This is a genomic window from Paenibacillus sp. Root52 (genome assembly GCF_001426865.1).
Taxonomy (GTDB): domain Bacteria; phylum Bacillota; class Bacilli; order Paenibacillales; family Paenibacillaceae; genus Paenibacillus.
The window spans coordinates 11,745-28,783 of record NZ_LMFO01000031.1 but is presented as its reverse complement, the minus strand read 5'-3'; the positions used below and the strand labels follow the sequence as shown (position 1 = coordinate 28,783).

15 protein-coding genes are annotated in these 17,039 nt (G+C 46.9%); 2 read left to right on the top strand and 13 right to left on the bottom strand.

The annotated features are described in order from the left end of the window. Positions 1-62 precede the first annotated feature (62 nt). The gene (locus ASD24_RS31150; protein ID WP_235540839.1) at positions 63-1,595 is read right to left on the bottom strand and encodes a DUF6385 domain-containing protein; all 1,533 of its coding nucleotides are present in this window, start codon (positions 1,593-1,595) and stop codon (positions 63-65) included. 45 nt (positions 1,596-1,640) lie between these two features. Continuing rightward, positions 1,641-2,045, bottom strand: coding sequence for a DUF6385 domain-containing protein (locus ASD24_RS30620; RefSeq protein ID WP_235540837.1), 405 nt, complete (start codon positions 2,043-2,045; stop codon positions 1,641-1,643). Positions 2,046-2,373: 328 nt separating this feature from the next. On the opposite strand from ASD24_RS30620, the gene ASD24_RS25110 reads away from it, so the two are divergent. Both ASD24_RS25110 and ASD24_RS25105 read left to right on the top strand, forming a co-directional pair. Further along, a complete protein-coding gene (locus ASD24_RS25110) occupies positions 2,374-2,916 on the top strand; it encodes a hypothetical protein (RefSeq protein WP_235540835.1) in 543 nt (180 codons plus the stop codon). Between the two features lie 244 nt (positions 2,917-3,160). Further along, on the top strand, positions 3,161-3,742 hold the full coding sequence (locus ASD24_RS25105) for a hypothetical protein (RefSeq protein ID WP_056701796.1): 582 nt from the start codon (positions 3,161-3,163) through the stop codon (positions 3,740-3,742). A gap of 156 nt (positions 3,743-3,898) precedes the next feature. On the opposite strand, the gene ASD24_RS25100 is transcribed toward ASD24_RS25105, so the two are convergent. From ASD24_RS25100 to ASD24_RS25050, 11 genes are all read right to left on the bottom strand, one after another. Next, the gene (locus ASD24_RS25100) at positions 3,899-5,251 is read right to left on the bottom strand and encodes an MFS transporter (protein WP_056701794.1); all 1,353 of its coding nucleotides are present in this window, start codon (positions 5,249-5,251) and stop codon (positions 3,899-3,901) included. Positions 5,252-5,370: 119 nt separating this feature from the next. Continuing rightward, positions 5,371-6,519 carry a winged helix-turn-helix domain-containing protein gene (locus ASD24_RS25095; RefSeq protein WP_056701791.1) on the bottom strand — a complete coding sequence of 383 codons (1,149 nt, stop codon included), beginning with the start codon at positions 6,517-6,519 and terminating at the stop codon, positions 5,371-5,373. Between the two features lie 103 nt (positions 6,520-6,622). Next, on the bottom strand, positions 6,623-7,417 hold the full coding sequence (locus tag ASD24_RS25090) for an ABC transporter ATP-binding protein (RefSeq protein ID WP_056701790.1): 795 nt from the start codon (positions 7,415-7,417) through the stop codon (positions 6,623-6,625). 2 nt (positions 7,418-7,419) lie between these two features. Further along, positions 7,420-8,349 carry an ABC transporter permease gene (locus ASD24_RS25085; RefSeq protein WP_082560549.1) on the bottom strand — a complete coding sequence of 310 codons (930 nt, stop codon included), beginning with the start codon at positions 8,347-8,349 and terminating at the stop codon, positions 7,420-7,422. Between the two features lie 89 nt (positions 8,350-8,438). Continuing rightward, complete coding sequence (locus ASD24_RS25080; RefSeq protein ID WP_056701787.1) at positions 8,439-9,488, bottom strand: ABC transporter substrate-binding protein; 1,050 nt, start codon at positions 9,486-9,488, stop codon at positions 8,439-8,441. Positions 9,489-10,597: 1,109 nt separating this feature from the next. Beyond that, on the bottom strand, positions 10,598-11,467 hold the full coding sequence (locus ASD24_RS25075; RefSeq protein WP_056701785.1) for an Rpn family recombination-promoting nuclease/putative transposase: 870 nt from the start codon (positions 11,465-11,467) through the stop codon (positions 10,598-10,600). A gap of 211 nt (positions 11,468-11,678) precedes the next feature. Then, positions 11,679-12,317 (bottom strand): helix-turn-helix transcriptional regulator, encoded by a 639-nt coding sequence (locus tag ASD24_RS25070; protein ID WP_056702190.1) that lies wholly within the window; start codon positions 12,315-12,317, stop codon positions 11,679-11,681. Between the two features lie 22 nt (positions 12,318-12,339). After that, the gene (gene trhO / locus ASD24_RS25065) at positions 12,340-13,227 is read right to left on the bottom strand and encodes an oxygen-dependent tRNA uridine(34) hydroxylase TrhO (RefSeq protein ID WP_056701784.1); all 888 of its coding nucleotides are present in this window, start codon (positions 13,225-13,227) and stop codon (positions 12,340-12,342) included. Between the two features lie 296 nt (positions 13,228-13,523). Further along, positions 13,524-14,633: a hypothetical protein gene (locus tag ASD24_RS25060; protein WP_162248973.1), complete on the bottom strand. Its 1,110-nt coding sequence runs from the start codon at positions 14,631-14,633 to the stop codon at positions 13,524-13,526. Positions 14,634-14,688: 55 nt separating this feature from the next. Continuing rightward, positions 14,689-16,197, bottom strand: coding sequence for a sensor histidine kinase (locus tag ASD24_RS25055; protein ID WP_056701781.1), 1,509 nt, complete (start codon positions 16,195-16,197; stop codon positions 14,689-14,691). Next, entirely contained in the window at positions 16,194-16,904 is a 711-nt protein-coding gene (locus tag ASD24_RS25050) for a response regulator transcription factor (protein ID WP_056701778.1), read from the bottom strand. The genes ASD24_RS25055 and ASD24_RS25050 overlap by 4 nt, the downstream gene beginning before the upstream one ends. Between the last annotated feature and the right edge of the window lie 135 nt (positions 16,905-17,039).

Sequence of the window (17,039 nt, the reverse complement as noted above, 5' to 3'; positions counted from 1 at the left end):
CAAAAAAAATACATGAAGCCCACAAAAGCGGACTCCATGTACCTATATGATGATCGATCGGGTTATGTGCCTTGTCCATTGAAGATGACATCAATTGTCGTGGGTGATCCGACGAGACTGGAACGATAGGATAGGCGTGTATATTTGAGAAATCGCTGTGGCACCAATACATCCACCGATCCAGATAATATGCCTGTGACGGTTGTTACATCGGTGTACCAGTTCGTTCCGTTAGCACTGATCTCAACGCGGGCATCGACCCGATTGACTCCTGGGCCTCGATTATATACGAAGAAGGAATACGTTCCGAATACACTGGTGGTCACTGCTGGAAGGGCTGTAAAAGCATTCGCGGTAGGTGTACCAATAAGCTGTGATTCCTGAAAGCTCTTCTGTGATATAGAAGTTACGCTGCTCAGCGTTCCCGCTGTAATGGTTGCGCCAAGCACACTGGTAATGGTTCCATTGAGCAGATTGGTCAATGTTCCTGCCGTGATGGTTGCTCCCAGAACACTTGTGATCGTACCGTTCAGTAAGTTCGTTAACGTTCCGGCAGTCACGGTTGCTCCGAGTACGCTAGTAATGGTGCCGTTCAGCAAGTTAGTTAACGTTCCTGCGGTAATCGTTGCTCCTAATACACTTGTAATCGTACCATTCAGCAAGTTGTTTAACGTCCCTGCCGTGATGGTCGCTCCCAGAACGCTTGTGATCGTACCATTAAGCAAATTGCTCAGTGTTCCCGCGGTAATCGTTGCTCCAAGCACACTGCTAATCGTACCCGCTGTGATGGTTGCACCAAGCACACTCGTGATCGTACCGTTCAACAGGTTCGTCAGCGTCCCTGCCGTTACCGTCGCACCGAGGACACTCGTAATCGTTCCCGCTGTGATGGTCGCACCAAGCACACTTGTGATCGTACCATTCAACAGGTTCGTCAACGTCCCTGCCGTTACCGTCGCACCGAGTACACTCGTAATCGTTCCCGCTGTGATGGTCGCACCAAGCACACTCGTGATTGTACCATTCAACAGGTTCGTCAACGTTCCTGCCGTTACCGTCGCGCCGAGTACACTGGTGATCGTTCCGGCTGTAATCGTTGCTCCAAGGACACTCGTGATCGTACCGTTCAACAGGTTGGTCAGCGTTCCTGCTGTGACGGTCGCACCGAGCACACTCGTAATCGTTCCCGCTGTAATGGTTGCCCCAAGTACACTCGTGATCGTACCATCCAACAGGTTCGATAGCGTTCCTGCCGTGATCGTTGCTCCTAGCACGCTGGTGATTGTACCATTCAATAAATTGGTCAGTGTTCCCGCCGTCACTGTAGCTCCCAGCACACTATTGATGGTACCAGCTGTAATCGTTGCTCCAAGGACACTTGTAATGGTTCCGTTGAGAATGTTCGTAATCGTTCCTGCATTAATCGTAACGGTAGTCAAACCTGAGATGTTACTGATTGTCCCGTCCAAAATAATACCGACCACATTGCCGCTTGTATCGGTTCTGACAGGTTGAGCTGTCCCCGTGCTATCCTGACCGAAGATCAAGGTTCGCAAGTTATCGGGATTGGTATTAAACGTTGTAAAGTTAGGCATGCGCCTCGTCCTCCTCCCTGGTCATATCTGTCTTGATATACCCCTTTACCGCACACGTTGTGCCTGAAAATAAACATCGAGCCTTGTTGGTTGATCTGGCTGAACCGATTGAATAACCAGCCGGGTATAGTGTAAAAATCGCTGTGGCACCAAAGCCTTCGTCTGACCTCCCGCGATCACCTCCTGGCTGTCCACGGCATAATCCACGGCATTGGGGCTGACTTGAATCTGCACAAGGGCCGGATGTTCACCCCGGTTCACGATGCCATATGTGTACATGCTGAGCGATGAGGTATCCTGTGCCGGCAGAGGTTGGGTCGTATTTTGGGTCACGGCTCCGACATACGTATGCTCGGTAAAACAGTGAGTAGCACCAGGGAGTTTGATATGTGAGGAAGTACCCTGCTTGCACCGAGGACGCGTAATCCGGGAACAAGGGGGTTTCAGCAATTTAGCGCGGCAGGAACGACGAGGTTGGCGGCGGTTTGCATATTTAGTTGATGGATGCGTTTTTTTCTTGCATCGCTTCGCTGTTCGACTCATCTCAATTTCCCCTTAAAAAATGTGCTTCCGCATCGTATGCCTTTATTCAAAATACGGGCACGGCATCTGCCGCTATTTCGAGTTTTCCTCATTTTGTCCCAAACCCTTCATCCATTTCCCTCATACAATGCAAGTACAATGAAGCATACGAGAGAAGGCTTGTTCTAGAGCTTGTTGATTCTGATTTTTGGAGCAATCTCTATAGCTATAGGGTTATCTATTGGTCGTAAGGGAGGTGGAAGAGATAACGAACTATAATGTGTTCAATCAGTCGAACGGCCCTTTATTCACACAGTTGACGAATACGTTCTCCGCTCCTGGCATTGAGGCTTCGGCAGAAAGCGGAGCAGCGGCGGCTGGTAGTTTTTTTACACTGACTACGAATAACTCCTCCATTCCCGCGGGCCAAAACCTGCTGCTACAGATCATTAATGCGGCTGGCAGTGGCAGAACGATACGGATATCAAGCATACTTGGAGGCACCACAGCGGCGGCAACCTTGGTTATATATTCGGGAGGGACAGTGACCGCAGGAAGCACCCCCGTTCCAGTCAACACCTTACTTGGTAATGCTAACGCCAGTGTAGTCACCACAAGGCAAAATACAGGTACACTCGGCGGCGCATTCACAAGTCTCATCAGTATTCCGCTAACGGCTGGCATGTATATGCTGGATTTTAATGGTGCGCTCGTTGTTCCTCCGGGACAAACATTATCGATTAGTCTTGGTACGGGGAATCAGACCGCAGCAATCAATCTATCGTGGTGGGAATTCTAATCTACTTATAGTACGTGTTCAAAAAGGACGGTTTTCAGTACCGAGAAGATGGGATGAAGATAGAAATGGAATAGCGGAGCGTAGGCAAAACTACGTGAGCAATTACATTGTTTCCGAAGAAACACCTTCGTAAGCATCCACTTATTTCGGCTGAATCCCAACTTCGATGCTGAGATGCCTTAGGGCATCCTTCGTAATCAAAAGCGGACTTTTTGAACAACTTCTTATAAAGGTGGTGTATACTGTGCCGAATAATAATGTATTCAACCCTTTAAGTCAGCCCGTCTATACCTCCAATACAAACACCTTTACTTCCCCCGGCATTGTTGCTCCACCTGAGACGGATGCCGGTAACACAGGTAATCTATATAACGCGGGTTCAACCAACTCAACAACGCTTGGATTGTTAGGAGGCAGCGTTATTGCGACGGTACAACTAACTAATCCTGTGGGTAGCGGTAGAACCCTGTATGTATCACGACTCTCTGGCGGGATTACGGTAGGACTCAACCTTCTGTCTTCATTTAGTGGTTCGATGATACTAAGCGCTAATGGTACACTAACCTCACCAACCACCATAGCCGCAGTGAACAGCAATCTATCCAGCACGAATACCAGCGTTGCAACAGTACGTACCTCTGCTTCCGCTCCCACTGGAGCGACTACAATCATGACGATGCCTCTACAGGCTGGGCCATTTGCATCGAGTGTATGGGGGCAATATGTTGTTCCCGCAGGTCAGTCGATCAACCTGACTGTTAGTGGCTCCCTTTCCGTTGCCGGCTTATTAGCCTCAACTGCTTACTTTGCTTGGTGGGAAGTGTAACATGGTAAAACACTTCTTCTTGCTACTCTGCTGCATGCTACGCTACGCATGCCAAAGAACAGCCGCTTCTGGTGAAAACCAACTAGCGGCTGTTCATGTTTTAATTTACAGCATCCCATCGTGATCAAGTTGGTCGCAAACGATAGCGGGTCAAACTTATTCTTGTAAGGTAGCTACGGGAGATTTCCCCTCTGCCCATAAGACACGTTGCAGTACGATGCCTATGATCCCAATCATAAATGTGGCGATACCGATGTATTGGAACGCTGGGCTCGCCCCGGCCGACCGAATCAAAATCCCCCCTACAAGAGGAGCAACAACCAGCACCACACTGGATAAAGAATTTTGAATACCGAACACTCGGCCTGTGAAGGCAGGAGGGGTTTCCTTTTGCAACAGATAATTCAGTGTAACCATAAAGAGTCCATTGCCTACCCCAATGCATAGTCCCCATACGATGATCCAGAATAGAGCAGTCTCTGAACCGATCCAGCCCAAGGCAGCAATGCCGGCACCGATGAGCAGATAACCTCCTCCAAGTCCCCATCCATAACCGATTCGTGGCAACCGATTCATGAGCAAAATGATGGCTACCGCACCCGCACCTGCGGATGAACCAAGCCAACCAACCATAGCTTCATGACCTGGTTTGATCTCACGAAACAGTGTGGTGAACTGATAATCGATCATCAGGATCGCCATCAGACCCATACAGCCAAACACCATCGTACTCATAATTCTGCGGCTGTCTCGGATAAACCTCCAACCCTCCCGCCATTGTGCACGAAACGACTCTGGCTGAGTTTCATTTCGAAGTTCATATTGAGCTTTAGTTTCCGTTGTCTCCGCGTTACCATTGAGAGCACTTGATGACTCAGTGTTCTCGGACAACTGTCGTAACGGCCATAAGATTGCACCAGATATCAGGCGGGTGACCGCGTTAACGACAATACACACTTGAGGTGAAAATAACGTAAGTATCACGGCGCCAAGCAGCGGCCCTGCAACTTTGGAGCACTGTGCGATGAATCCGTTCATGGCAGATGCCTGGAATAGATGCTCCTCGGCCACAACCTGGCGCGTCAATGCCTGTTGGGCTGGAACATGCAGTACACCCATCGTAGCTCGAAGCGCCAGAAGCGGGAGCAGCCATAATGCACTTGGGGCAAATAAAATGGCCATGGTCAGCACCACCGTAATCGCATCGCATAGTAACATGATCCTCACCTTCTGTACACGATCGGCCAGTGTACCTGCGAGTGAGCCGAGTAATATCCCCGGAACCGCCATGCATACCGGAATAAGTGCGATGATGAATGGATCGACTCCCCAGCGATAGGCAACCATCACCTGAATAGCAAGTGTATCGAACCAGTCCCCAAATGTCGCCAGTGCATAGGCGACAAACATCCGCATAAATGTAGCATTTGATTTTAATGTGGTGGGTGGTGTCTTAGGTACAGCGGAACCATCTAAAGATTCATTTGATAGATTAGAAATAGTCGTCATTGTAGTAGCTCCTCCTCTGATTACAACCGTGCACTCGCGATGAGTAGAACACGTGGTACTTGGTTGTAATCATAGTGGAGTTATATCAGAGGAAGATCAGAGGAATTGCGATTAGGGGACTAACGGGACAGAAATTGTTGAACTTCATCTACAATGAGCGAGCCGTATCGCGGTACCCCATACATTTTGGCGATGTCCTCATAGAGCTGACTATATTTCTTGAACAAACGTCCTTCGATCCGATGATGCGCCATAAACAATAGCACCTGTTTGGACGAATTCAGGCATAACGGTGCATTCAAGGTCATTTTGAGTACGTCTAGGCCATCATCCAATCTCGGTTCTGCCTCTCGATCTCGTCCTTGTCTAAGCAGCCATAGCCCTTCCATGATCTGAAATCGTCCGATCTCACGTAGGTATGGAGCATCCTTCAATCCGGAACGAAGCATAGCGATCTGGGCTTCCACCGCTTCGGCACTCCCGCCCCACAACTCTACATACAGCTCAGCAAGCCCTACAGGTAATTGGAAGTTAACCATCTCATCCGTTTCAATGACGCGATACGTTTCTTGTAATTGCTTCTTAGCTCGGGCATACTGTCCTACCTCTGCATAAACTTCGATGATATTAAGAATACGAAGCTCCTCTTGCTGTTCCGGTGATAATGCGGATGAATGTAGAGCCATTTCGTATAATCGTAATGCTTCAGCAGGCTCAACAAGTGCATGTACAAAGACCAGCAGCCAGTATAGACGCTCCTCAAATGTGATCTCTCCCGTTGTTATTAGCCATTCCAGATCACCTTGGATAAAATGAATATAGATGCGGTAGTACGCATCCATCTGAATGCCTAATACCTCCTGCTGATTCATTAAGGTAAGTAGCGACTTTCCTTGCCCAAATAAATGATATTTGCGAAACAATCCTTGTATAACTTCCCGCATACCCTGGTCGTACATAGAGGGATTATCAGGTATGGCGGATCGGTTCTCTTGAAGAGTGAGTCGGTAACCATACCCGCGTACTGTATCCAGCCTAACTTCATCCCAGGGCTTTAACTTTTTCCGAAGACGATAGACATGATCATCCACAGTGCGCTCGACAGGATATTCTAACGGCCACACGCGATCTAGAAGCTGACTGCGAGTGAATGCTTTCCCCCTGTTTTCATAGAGAAAATGAAGCAAAGCAAACTCCTTCGCGAGCAAAAGCACCGAGTCGGTGCGCCGGGAGACCGTATATGTACTTTCCTCAAACTGCAATGACATGCGTCTTCCTCCTACCTGTAATTCCTATGAGATTAAGATCTTATAAACTCCATCATCTTAACACACAAAAACCTTTTGCGTTCTCGCAAAAGGTTCTCATCATCTATCCCAGTACTACGCGGTCGTCTGCCATTTTCTTACCACTAATGCGTTCGAACTCGCCAAGCAGCTCAGAGACGGTCAGTGTGCGCTTGCGTTCTTCGCTAACATCCAGAATAATTCGGCCTTTGTCCATCATGATCAGACGGTTCCCCAGGCGAATCGCCTGCTCCATGTTATGCGTGACCATAAGCGTAGTCAGTCTCATCTCACGAACCAGCGTCTCGGTTAGCTCCGTAATCAGTTCCGCCCGTGAAGGATCAAGCGCTGCCGTGTGCTCATCGAGCAGCAGAATCTGCGGCTGCGTGAATGTGGCCATGAGCAGACTAAGTGCTTGACGCTCCCCGCCAGACAACAGACCTACCTTGGCATTCGGCCGTTTCTCGAGTCCAATACCCAGCTTCTCTAGCTGAGCATTGAAAATTTCCCGTCTTGCACGGGTAACCCCAAAGCCAAGTCCACGTCCCTTGCCACGCTTATAGGCCATCGCCATATTTTCTTCAATGGACATATGCGGTGCGGTACCTGCCATCGGATCCTGGAACACCCTACCGATCCAACTGCTACGCTTATGCTCTGGCAGGTTTTTGATCGAACGGTCATGGATCAGCACATCGCCCATATCCGGTTTCATCACGCCTGATATGATGTTCATCAGCGTGGACTTTCCTGCTCCATTACTACCAATTACGGTGACGAAGTCTCCCGGGTTCATCGTTAGATTCACACCAACCAGTGCCGTCTTCTCATCCGTTGTGCCTGGATTGAACAGCTTGGTGACTTGTGTAATGTCCAGCATGATCACATGCCTCCCTTCGTCGTCGTCTGATGACCTGTCGATTGCATCAGCTCTTGCATTCTTCTGCGTGCCAGCTTCTTTTGTTTCATCGAGCGGCGCAGGGAAGGGAACACGAGAGCAATAATAACAATAATAGCAGTAATCAATTTCATGTCAGACGTATCGAACCAAGGCACTTCAAGTGCGATTGCCACAACAATCCGATATATGATTGAACCGACCACAGCCGCCAGGGTTGCCCAGAATACAGTTCTTGCCCCTAGAATCGCTTCTCCGATAATAACTGAGGCAAGTCCGATAACGATCATACCAATCCCCATCGTAATATCTGCAAAGCCAGCTTGCTGCGCAATAAATGCTCCAGACAAAGCAACCAATCCATTGGACAGGCTGACACCAACAATTGTCGTTACATCGGTATTGGCTCCAAAGCTTCGGATCATACGTTTGTTATCCCCTGTTGCACGAAGCGCAAGTCCGATATCTGTTTTCATAAACAGATCCAGCATGATCTTGAATAGCAGTACAACGATGATAATGATGACCATGACATGCTCACCCGAGAACGGACTGTCCATACCCATAATGGACTTATTCGGCGCCCCGCCTAGAATACGCAGGTTGATAGAGTACAGGGCAATCATCATCAGGATACCGGATAACAAGCCATTAATCTTACCCTTCGTATGAAGTAATCCCGTACATATACCAGCCAACATGCCACCACCCATTGCTGCAAGACAGGCGAGCCAAGGAGAGAAATCGTTCGAGATCATCACCGCCGCAATGGCTCCTCCTGTTGTGAAACTTCCGTCAACGGTGAGATCGGGGAAGTCGAGGATTCGGAACGTAATATATACGCCGAGTGCCATTAATGCATATAACAGACCGAGCTCTATCGCTCCTTCAATTGAACTCCAGCTTATACTCACGTTGCTTCCTCCCTATTTATTGAAAAGAATAAGGCGAACCGACCTGCATGTTCGCCTCGTTCCACTCACCCGGTTATGCCCCGGTTCAATTATTGAATAATGTTATTGTCCTGATCCTTCACTTCTGCCTTCATCTCATCGGTAACTGTGATACCTTGAGCTTCAGCTACTTTCAGGTTCAGAATTAGATCCAGCTTATCTGGAACGGTTACTTTCATATCTCCTGGGTTTGTGCCGTTCTTCAGAATATCCGCAGCCATTTCTCCCACTTGATATCCGTGATCATAATATTTGAAGCCAACGGTTGCAAAAGCACCCTTTTCAACAGTATCCCGGTCACTAGAGAAGAACGGAATTTGGTTTTTGTTTGCCGTCTGAATGATCGTATCTACCGCGCTAACGACAGAGTTGTCGAGTGTGATATAGAAAGCATCGACTTTACCCACCAGGGAATCCGTCGCTTGTTTAACTTCAGATGTATTGGTCACAGGGGCTTTAACTAGCGTAATGCCATGCTTCGCAAGAGCCTCTTCCGCATTTTTCGCCATAACCACTGCATTCGGTTCACCTTCGTTAATGACAAGACCTACCGTTTTGATATCCGTTAGATGTTTAGCAATAAAATCAGCCAGCTGCACAATGGCTGCTGGGTTGGTGTCGGATGCCCCCGTTATGTTGCCACCCGGCTTGTCCATGTCACTCACCAGTTTAGCCCCCAGTGGATCGGTTACCGCTGCGAAGAGTAATGGCTTCTCCTTCACTTGCTGAGCCAAGGCTAATGCAGATGGTGTAGCGATCCCAAGTACAAGATCATTTTTGGAATCTCCTGAAATTTTCTGAGCAATGGATAGATTATTCGTTGAATCGCCTTGCGCATTATTATAGTCAATGCTGAGGTTCTTGTTCTCTTCGATCCCTGCATCCTTCAGCGCTGCAATGAATCCTTCACGTGTAGCATCAAGTGAAGGATGTTCTACGATTTGTGAGATAGCGATGCGATATGATTTCTCTGCGCTTCCTTCGCCTGCACTGCCGCCAGTGCCCTCAGATTCAGTAGCTGTACCGCCATTATTACCGCAACCAGCTGCTACGATCATCGATGCAACCATCATTAGAGACAACCAAAATTTCTTTTTCATGTGAGAACCCCTCTCCATCGAATAAAATGTTGTTGCCCTCATCACTCTGTTGACACGATAGGGCGGGACATAGCGAACGCATCAACGCATTGTTGCTTTTATCGACAAAAGCAGACAAATGCAGACGATCCTCCATGTGACTGATGACCATGACCGATGTTTGTCTTTTATTGTGTGTTCAAAAAGTCGGTTTTCAGTACCGAGAAGATGGGATGAAGCTAGAAATGGAGTAGCGAGCGTAGATCAAGCTACGTGAGCAACTACATTGTTTCCGAAGGAAAGACCTTCGTAAGCATCCACTTATTTCGGCTGAATTCCATATTCGATGCTGATCATGCCATTAGGCATACTTCGTAATCAAAAGCGGACTTTTGAACAACCTCTTATATTGTTTCCCTAATATTAAGGGGCGTCTTCCTTCCCGTCAATGGTTGAACCGCTTCCAATTTGGATTAATTGATTATCGGTGATAGAAAACATTACACAAACCAAAAAGACAACCCATAAGTTACATGGGCTGTCTAGGACGTGACTAGAAAGGTTCTTAAAAAAGCAGGTTTGATGAATGTCTGGTTCAAGCAAGGACGTTTACCGCGGGCATGCTGGAGTACATCAAGGGAAAGTGATGCACTAGGGTTGAGAAGGCGACGAACGATAAAAGGTAGACAGTGCACTTAAGTTAGCGTCAGATGTGAGAATCACGGCTTTCGATCATGCTCCACCTCTAACGAACTCAGTCGGCCTTATTCGCGGTAAAATTGCATTCAGGAAATTCTAACGAATCGTTGACACGCTAATACGACTTTTTAGGGCTAGGATTAGATCCATTACGCTGTATTTCGTCATATAACGTTTCTCAGATTCGTTACCATTTCCATTGGTCGTTATATGGCTGAATAAGGTCTCTCAGATTCGTTAACATCGACGGTGTAGGGAGAAAGGCTCGTTGATGAATATACTTTATCCCCTCGTTACCTTACTCGTTTTATTCAGATTATTTATTAGTTTTCAGACACTTTCTAGTTTCATATAATATTTTCAGTATCACTTGAGATCGTGCACCAAAGGACACCGATCATGCAATTCGATTCCTCTATATAGTAGTGTGTTTAGTTCTGCTCTTCCTGTATCACTTTTAATTCAGCAGAGGTTAGTCCTGTGGCTTTCATAATGGTACCTTGGTCAAGACCCATGGAAAGCATATTTTGTGCGATCTTGCGTTTACTCTCTGCTTCTCCTTCTTTCATGCCTTTCTTCAATCCTTCTTCACGTGCACCTTCAATCATTGATGCCTCATCGCGCAAAAACTTTTGCCGTGCCTCGTATTGTTGACGCGCCTGCTCATCTTGACTTAGAAACTCCAACACACTCATGGCCTTCTTCAATGCAGGTTCCAATTCATGCATCATTAACGCCTCCCAGCTAGATTTTGTTATTCCTTTAAGAAATAATAACCAGCGCACTAATCCGTCTTCCATCTTGATGTTGGTATCGTTTAACTTAGGAATCTCCATAAAGTGAATTTCTAAATCATCTGTCAACGGTATATGTGTAGTATCTTCTCTCAAATGAAATACGTTGTGGTACTGGTCATTTGGAAGCATGCAAAAATTTATAATATTGATTGTCACACATTTTTTGAGCTGACTATAACGCTGACCCTCAAGTAATTGTCCAGAGAATTGTTTTCCCCAATAAAACAAAGTTCTTTTCTCTAAATCATACTGGTTAAACAACTGCATTTCCACATTAATTAGTTTGCCTTTATCTGTTTTTGCGTGAATATCCAGTATGGACTGCTTTTCTCTCGGTGTGTTCTTGTCCGTATATGGATTAAGTAAAACAATTTCTGTTAGCAGGGACTCCCCTGCATTCTTGAACGTCTGATTAAGGAAGGCCAGAAGTACATCCTTATTATCCTCACTTCCAAAGATTCGTTTGAATACGTAATCATTCTTGGGATCAAGCAGTTCATTCATCATTGTTCACTCCTATGTGCAAAATTAACAGAATATATAAGTTGAGTTTCCAACAAATATATAGATGTAGAAAAGCACCGGATGCTTGTTTCATTATAACACGTAACCAAGTCTTCAAAAAGCGTAATTACGTATTCCCCAAACAAAAAAAGACTGTTTCGACAGATCGAAACAATCTTATATTTAACCTATTCATGTTAACTCAGCATCATTAATTTCCCGATGCTTCACGAATCTGATATGTGCATTTCTTGCCACCATCGGCATAACATTCTGTGCGCTCCACATCAGCCTTCAGCAACGAACGGAACAACTCTAATTCACAGCGACACGCCTGTTTATAGACACTTGCCACCTGCACAATTGGACAGTTCAGTTCCGTAATGACATAAGTACCGTCATCCTCTTGCGAAGCATCTGCCATATATCCGTTGTTATTTTGAATACGCGCCAGTTCCTCTACACGTCCAGCCAGATCCTGACCCTCCATCTGAGGCAAACCATTACGCAACAGTTTATCCCTGCGGCTCTCAAACAACGTATCTACAATGCCACTTCCCGCAGATTCCGATAGTTCCTCTAACAACTCCAGTGTAAGCGAAGGATAGGACTTCGGGAAAAAATTATCTCCCAGCCCCGTCAGATGATACACCGATGACGGGCGTCCTGCTGTAGCACGGGCTTCGTGAACCTCAATTAGCCCTTCTTGCTCCAGTGACGTAAGGTGACGGCGAATAGCCATACCTGTCAGCCCCAGTTCAGCCGTTATCTCCCTCGCGGTCAACGTGCCTTGTCGCTTCAGCATGAACAAGATCCGTTCACGCGTCGTCATTTCATCTTCACGTTTCACGTGCAGCACCTGCTCTCCCTGCTTATGCGTGTACTGGTGCTGCCTCCCGGCAAGCATCCGAGCAAAAGCGGTTATGCGTCTCTTCACAATCCTCACAGCTTACATGCTGTAGGTTGCAGGTTGGACAATTAATATATCGGTCATGCGTTGTTCCGCAGTGATAGCAGCTACCAATCACAATATCTTCGTCTGTACGATTGATTGGTACGGAAATACGTTCATCAAATACATAACATTTACCGTCAAACAAACGACCTTGTACTTCTGGATCTTGACCATACGTTACAATGCCGCCCTCAAGTTGAGCTACATCCTGGAACCCTTCATTAATCATGAATCCAGTCAGTTTCTCACAACGAATACCGCCCGTGCAGTAGGTAATGATCTTTTTGTCCTTCATGTCGCCGAGATTCTCTCGAATCCACTCTGGAAACTCACGGAACGACTCGACGTCCGGACGGATCGCTCCGCGGAAGTGACCAATTTCGTATTCATAGTCATTACGCCCATCGATCACGATAACGTCATCACGTTGCAAATGCTCGTGGAACTCCTTCGGTGAGAGGCGTTTGCCGCTAACCACATTGGGGTCAAGCTCTTCGTCCACACGGAAGGTGACCAACTCTGCTTTGTGACGAACAAATATTTTTTTGAATGCATGCTCTTCTACATCATCAATCTTAAACACCATATCGCTGAACAACGGATTCGCATGCATGTCCTTCATGTATTGCTCGGTCTGTTCTGGTGTTCCCGACACCGTTCCGTTGATGCCTTCAGCAGCAATGAGAATACGACCTTTTACACCTAGATCCTTACAATATTGCAAATGCTCTTGCGTAAATGCTTCTGGGTCTTCAATCTTCACGAACTTATAATATAAAAGCACGCGGTACGCGCTGTTACACATGTATATCACCTGTTCCTATTCCATGTTGATATTGGCCGGATTCCCGGCATGCCGACAACGGTGTGCCCTTGCTTCGTAACCTAATCGTCCCAATCGACTATGCATATGCATACTTGTCAAAAAGAAAAAGAAACAGCCGCCCGAAACAAATGTCTCGAACTGCTGCACAACATTCGACTTTAATTCCTGCATTCTAGTTTATCGGAAGCGCAAGGACTTAGTCAATATAAATGTATAGAAAGGCAAGCAAGTTATGGAATTATGCTGGACCTTTCCCTTCCATTGATCGATTCAACTCACTCTGAGATGGTAATTATAGAGGTCTCAAAGTGATAACCTGCACTGTCCAGCACAGACTGTGACAGCAATATTTTACTGCCTTCTGGGCTCCAAGCAAGCGGATCAGACACGTTATCCATGTCCGCAGAGATCTGGAATTGTTCGGCCGACTCGGTGTTAGACACAAACAATCCTTTTTCGTTATCACTCTCGGAATTGATTGTATAGGCAATTTTGGAATCATCTTGCGACCAGCTTGTGCCAAATATTTGCGTGCCGCGCGCAAGCGTAGCTTTCTCATTGCCTTCTAGATCAGTAATCACTAGCGCACGCTTCGTATCGGCTGTTTTCTTCACAATAGCTAGTCTCGTACCATCGTTGGACGGAATAACCCACTCCACACTTTTCAGAACCTGTTTCACTTCGCCTGTCTCCGCATCGTAAGCGTTCAGTTGACCGTCCTCACCCGTAATGTAGTATACTGTGCTGCCGGTAACCTCTACACTACGAATGTTGAAGCTACCTACCTCGACTAATACTTTGGTGTTGCCTTCGACATCGGCCGAGACCAGATTGCCATCCATATTCGGATACGCAACATGTGTATTATCCAGCCACGCACCCTCACCTACAAATCCCATATCTTTACCCGTCAGTACAGACTCGCCATTATTCAGATTCAGAATGAAGCCTTTGCCTACACTCTCCTCAGGCTCACGATAGAAAACATATTGCCCATCCGGTGAAGCCATTGGCGCCGCAAGACTTACATCGCTCTCTTTTATCAACGTATCTGTTCCTTTTGCAAGGTCATGCATATATATATTGTGCGGATACCGCTCTTCTCCCTCAACCGTGACTGGCTTAAGATCTTGATTTGGCTTATCTAGCAAAATTAAATCTGACGATAACCAATCCACACCGCGAATATTTGCGATTTTATCGATTTTCTCAAGCTTGAAGCTCTGGTATACGGATGGATTCGTATTATCTTTAACGACGATATCTGTCCCTCCTGCGCCACTCCCCATGCTACCGTTCGTTCCTGTATTTCCCCCACATGCCACTAAAGACAAGAGTGTTATCGCCCCAACCGCACCTAAAGCCATCTGTTTCCAATTCATCATGTTCCCCCCTGAATGCTGTCTATAGATCAATCATACCGATGGGTTACATCCAAAGTTATTCAAAATTGTTTCCAACTTGTAAACTTGGATTCACAAGTGGAAAAGTCAATTCAAACGTTGTTCCTTCTTCTTCGTCCTTATGCAGCGGTACTAGCCGAATGGTTCCGCCCTGTTTTTCTACAAATTGCTTCACGAGTGACAGCCCCAGGCCTGTGCCCCCGGTCTTTCTGGCTCGATCTTTGTTAACGGTGTAAAAAGGTTCAAATATCTTCTCACGTGACTCTTCTGGAATCGGTGTGCCCGAGTTGAAGATACGAATAATCGCCTTCTGTTCTTCCACACGTGGTTCACTGTAGACACGAATCACACCGGCTGGTTCGTTATACTTAATAGCGTTGTCCAACAGATTGATGAAGATGTGCATTAGATTCTCCCGGTCACTGTGAATGGTTGCAGACTCTAGATTCAGTTCCATCGCAAGCCCGAATTTCTCCGCTTTGCCGCGCATCCGTCCACAAGCATCCTCCAATAATGCCCGAACTTCGACATCCTCAGCCTGATTCTCAAAATCATACTTCTCCAGTGCCGAGATGTGCAGCACCTTCTCTACCATCTCATACAATCGCTCTGTTTCTTTGCCAATGTTATTGGTCGCATCCTCCAATAACTGAGGATCGTCCTTGTACATATTCAGTAATTCAACATAGGCCTTGATCGAGGTGAGCGGTGTCTTGAACTCATGACTAATGTTCCCGATATATTGTTTCTGCTGTTGTTCGAGCGCTTGAAGCTTCTCGATGGCTAGCTTCAGTTTCTGCTGCTCATCATGCATCGCTGTAATATTCTGACGAATGGAGTTGCTCATATAATAAATGCCCTGACCTAGCTCCCCCAGCTCATCCTTCCGTTTCACAGGCGATGCTTCGATATAATCCCCTTCGCGAATGGAATCCGCCGACTTCTTCAAGCGTGTGATCGCCACAGCAAATCGATTATAGAAAAGATAACCGAGAATAAAGCTCAACCCTACCACGGCAATTCCTGCCCACATAAATAAATTCAAGATTCGAGCGTAGAATTCGTGATAACTCTGGATGGAATACTGCATTCGCACAGCACCCATCTGTCCATCTGGCCCATCAAGTGGAGCAACATAGAGAAGCGTCTCCCCCTGCTCCCGATACACGATCTTATTTTGAAGCACATAATTCAGCGTCTCCGTCATATCTTCTGTACGTTCTCCGGTTGTGATGGATGAGCCCACCTGTTGCCCCTTCATATCATATAGAGCGATAGGAAGCCCTGTGGAGTTAGCAAGTTCCTGGGCAAGCCGGCGACCGCTCTGTTGTAAAAATGCATCGGGCTCCAGGTGGATCGACTCCGTATAGTAGGACTGTCGTACGTTCAGATTCACTAGACGGGTCTGTTGTGACAGAATGTCCTCGATCTGCGTTTGCTGGTTGCGCTCGATACCGCGTAATACGAGGTAGCTGAGCACGACAACCGTGAGAATCAGCAAGGCTGCGAGGAAAACACTGAATTTCAGTTTGATGCTCACTCTCATATCCGTCCACTCGCTTCGGGAGCAGATGCCTTATATCCGATCCCGTAGACGGTCTGTAGCTTCTCCTGATCCGTATCACCAATTTTTTTGCGAAGACGCTGAATATGGATATCCACCGTACGGGTACCCCCTGCATACTCCATCCCCCATACTCGATCCAGCAGATCATCGCGGGTGTATACGCGTTCTGGATTGGACATCAGAATCGTAAGTAGGTCGAACTCCTTTGGCGTAAGCTCCAGCTTCTCATCATTTACAGTGACGGTGCGATGAGCAACATGAATACGCAGAGCTCCATTAATAATCGCTTGGCTCTTCTGATCCTCAGGTGGTGGACTGCTCTTCTCCACACGGCGCATCAGGGCTTTCACTCTGGCCAGCAGTTCGCGAATCTCGAACGGCTTCGTCATATAATCATCGGCGCCCATTTCCAGGCCCACGATTTTGTCTACAATATCATTTTTAACCGTTAATAAAATAATGCCAATATCCTCCCGATCCTCAAGTCTACGACATACACCGTAGCCATCGAGCTTCGGCATCATCACGTCTAGAATCATAACCTGCGGATGGAACGTTGCCACCTTCTCCAGTGCTTCTTCCCCATCATTGGCCGTCTCCACTTCATAGCCTTCCCGGCGCAAAGCATAGGCGATGGCACTGACAATACTTGTTTCGTCATCCACAACCAGCACTTTTTTATTCATCGGATTCATCCTCTTCCGTTATTTCATCAGTTACTTCTGTGTTTATTGAACAAAAGAACATTTACACTTGCCACTACGATGATGGAACAACCTTCCGATCACTGTTATCCCCAGATTTTTTTGATTCCCTTGTTC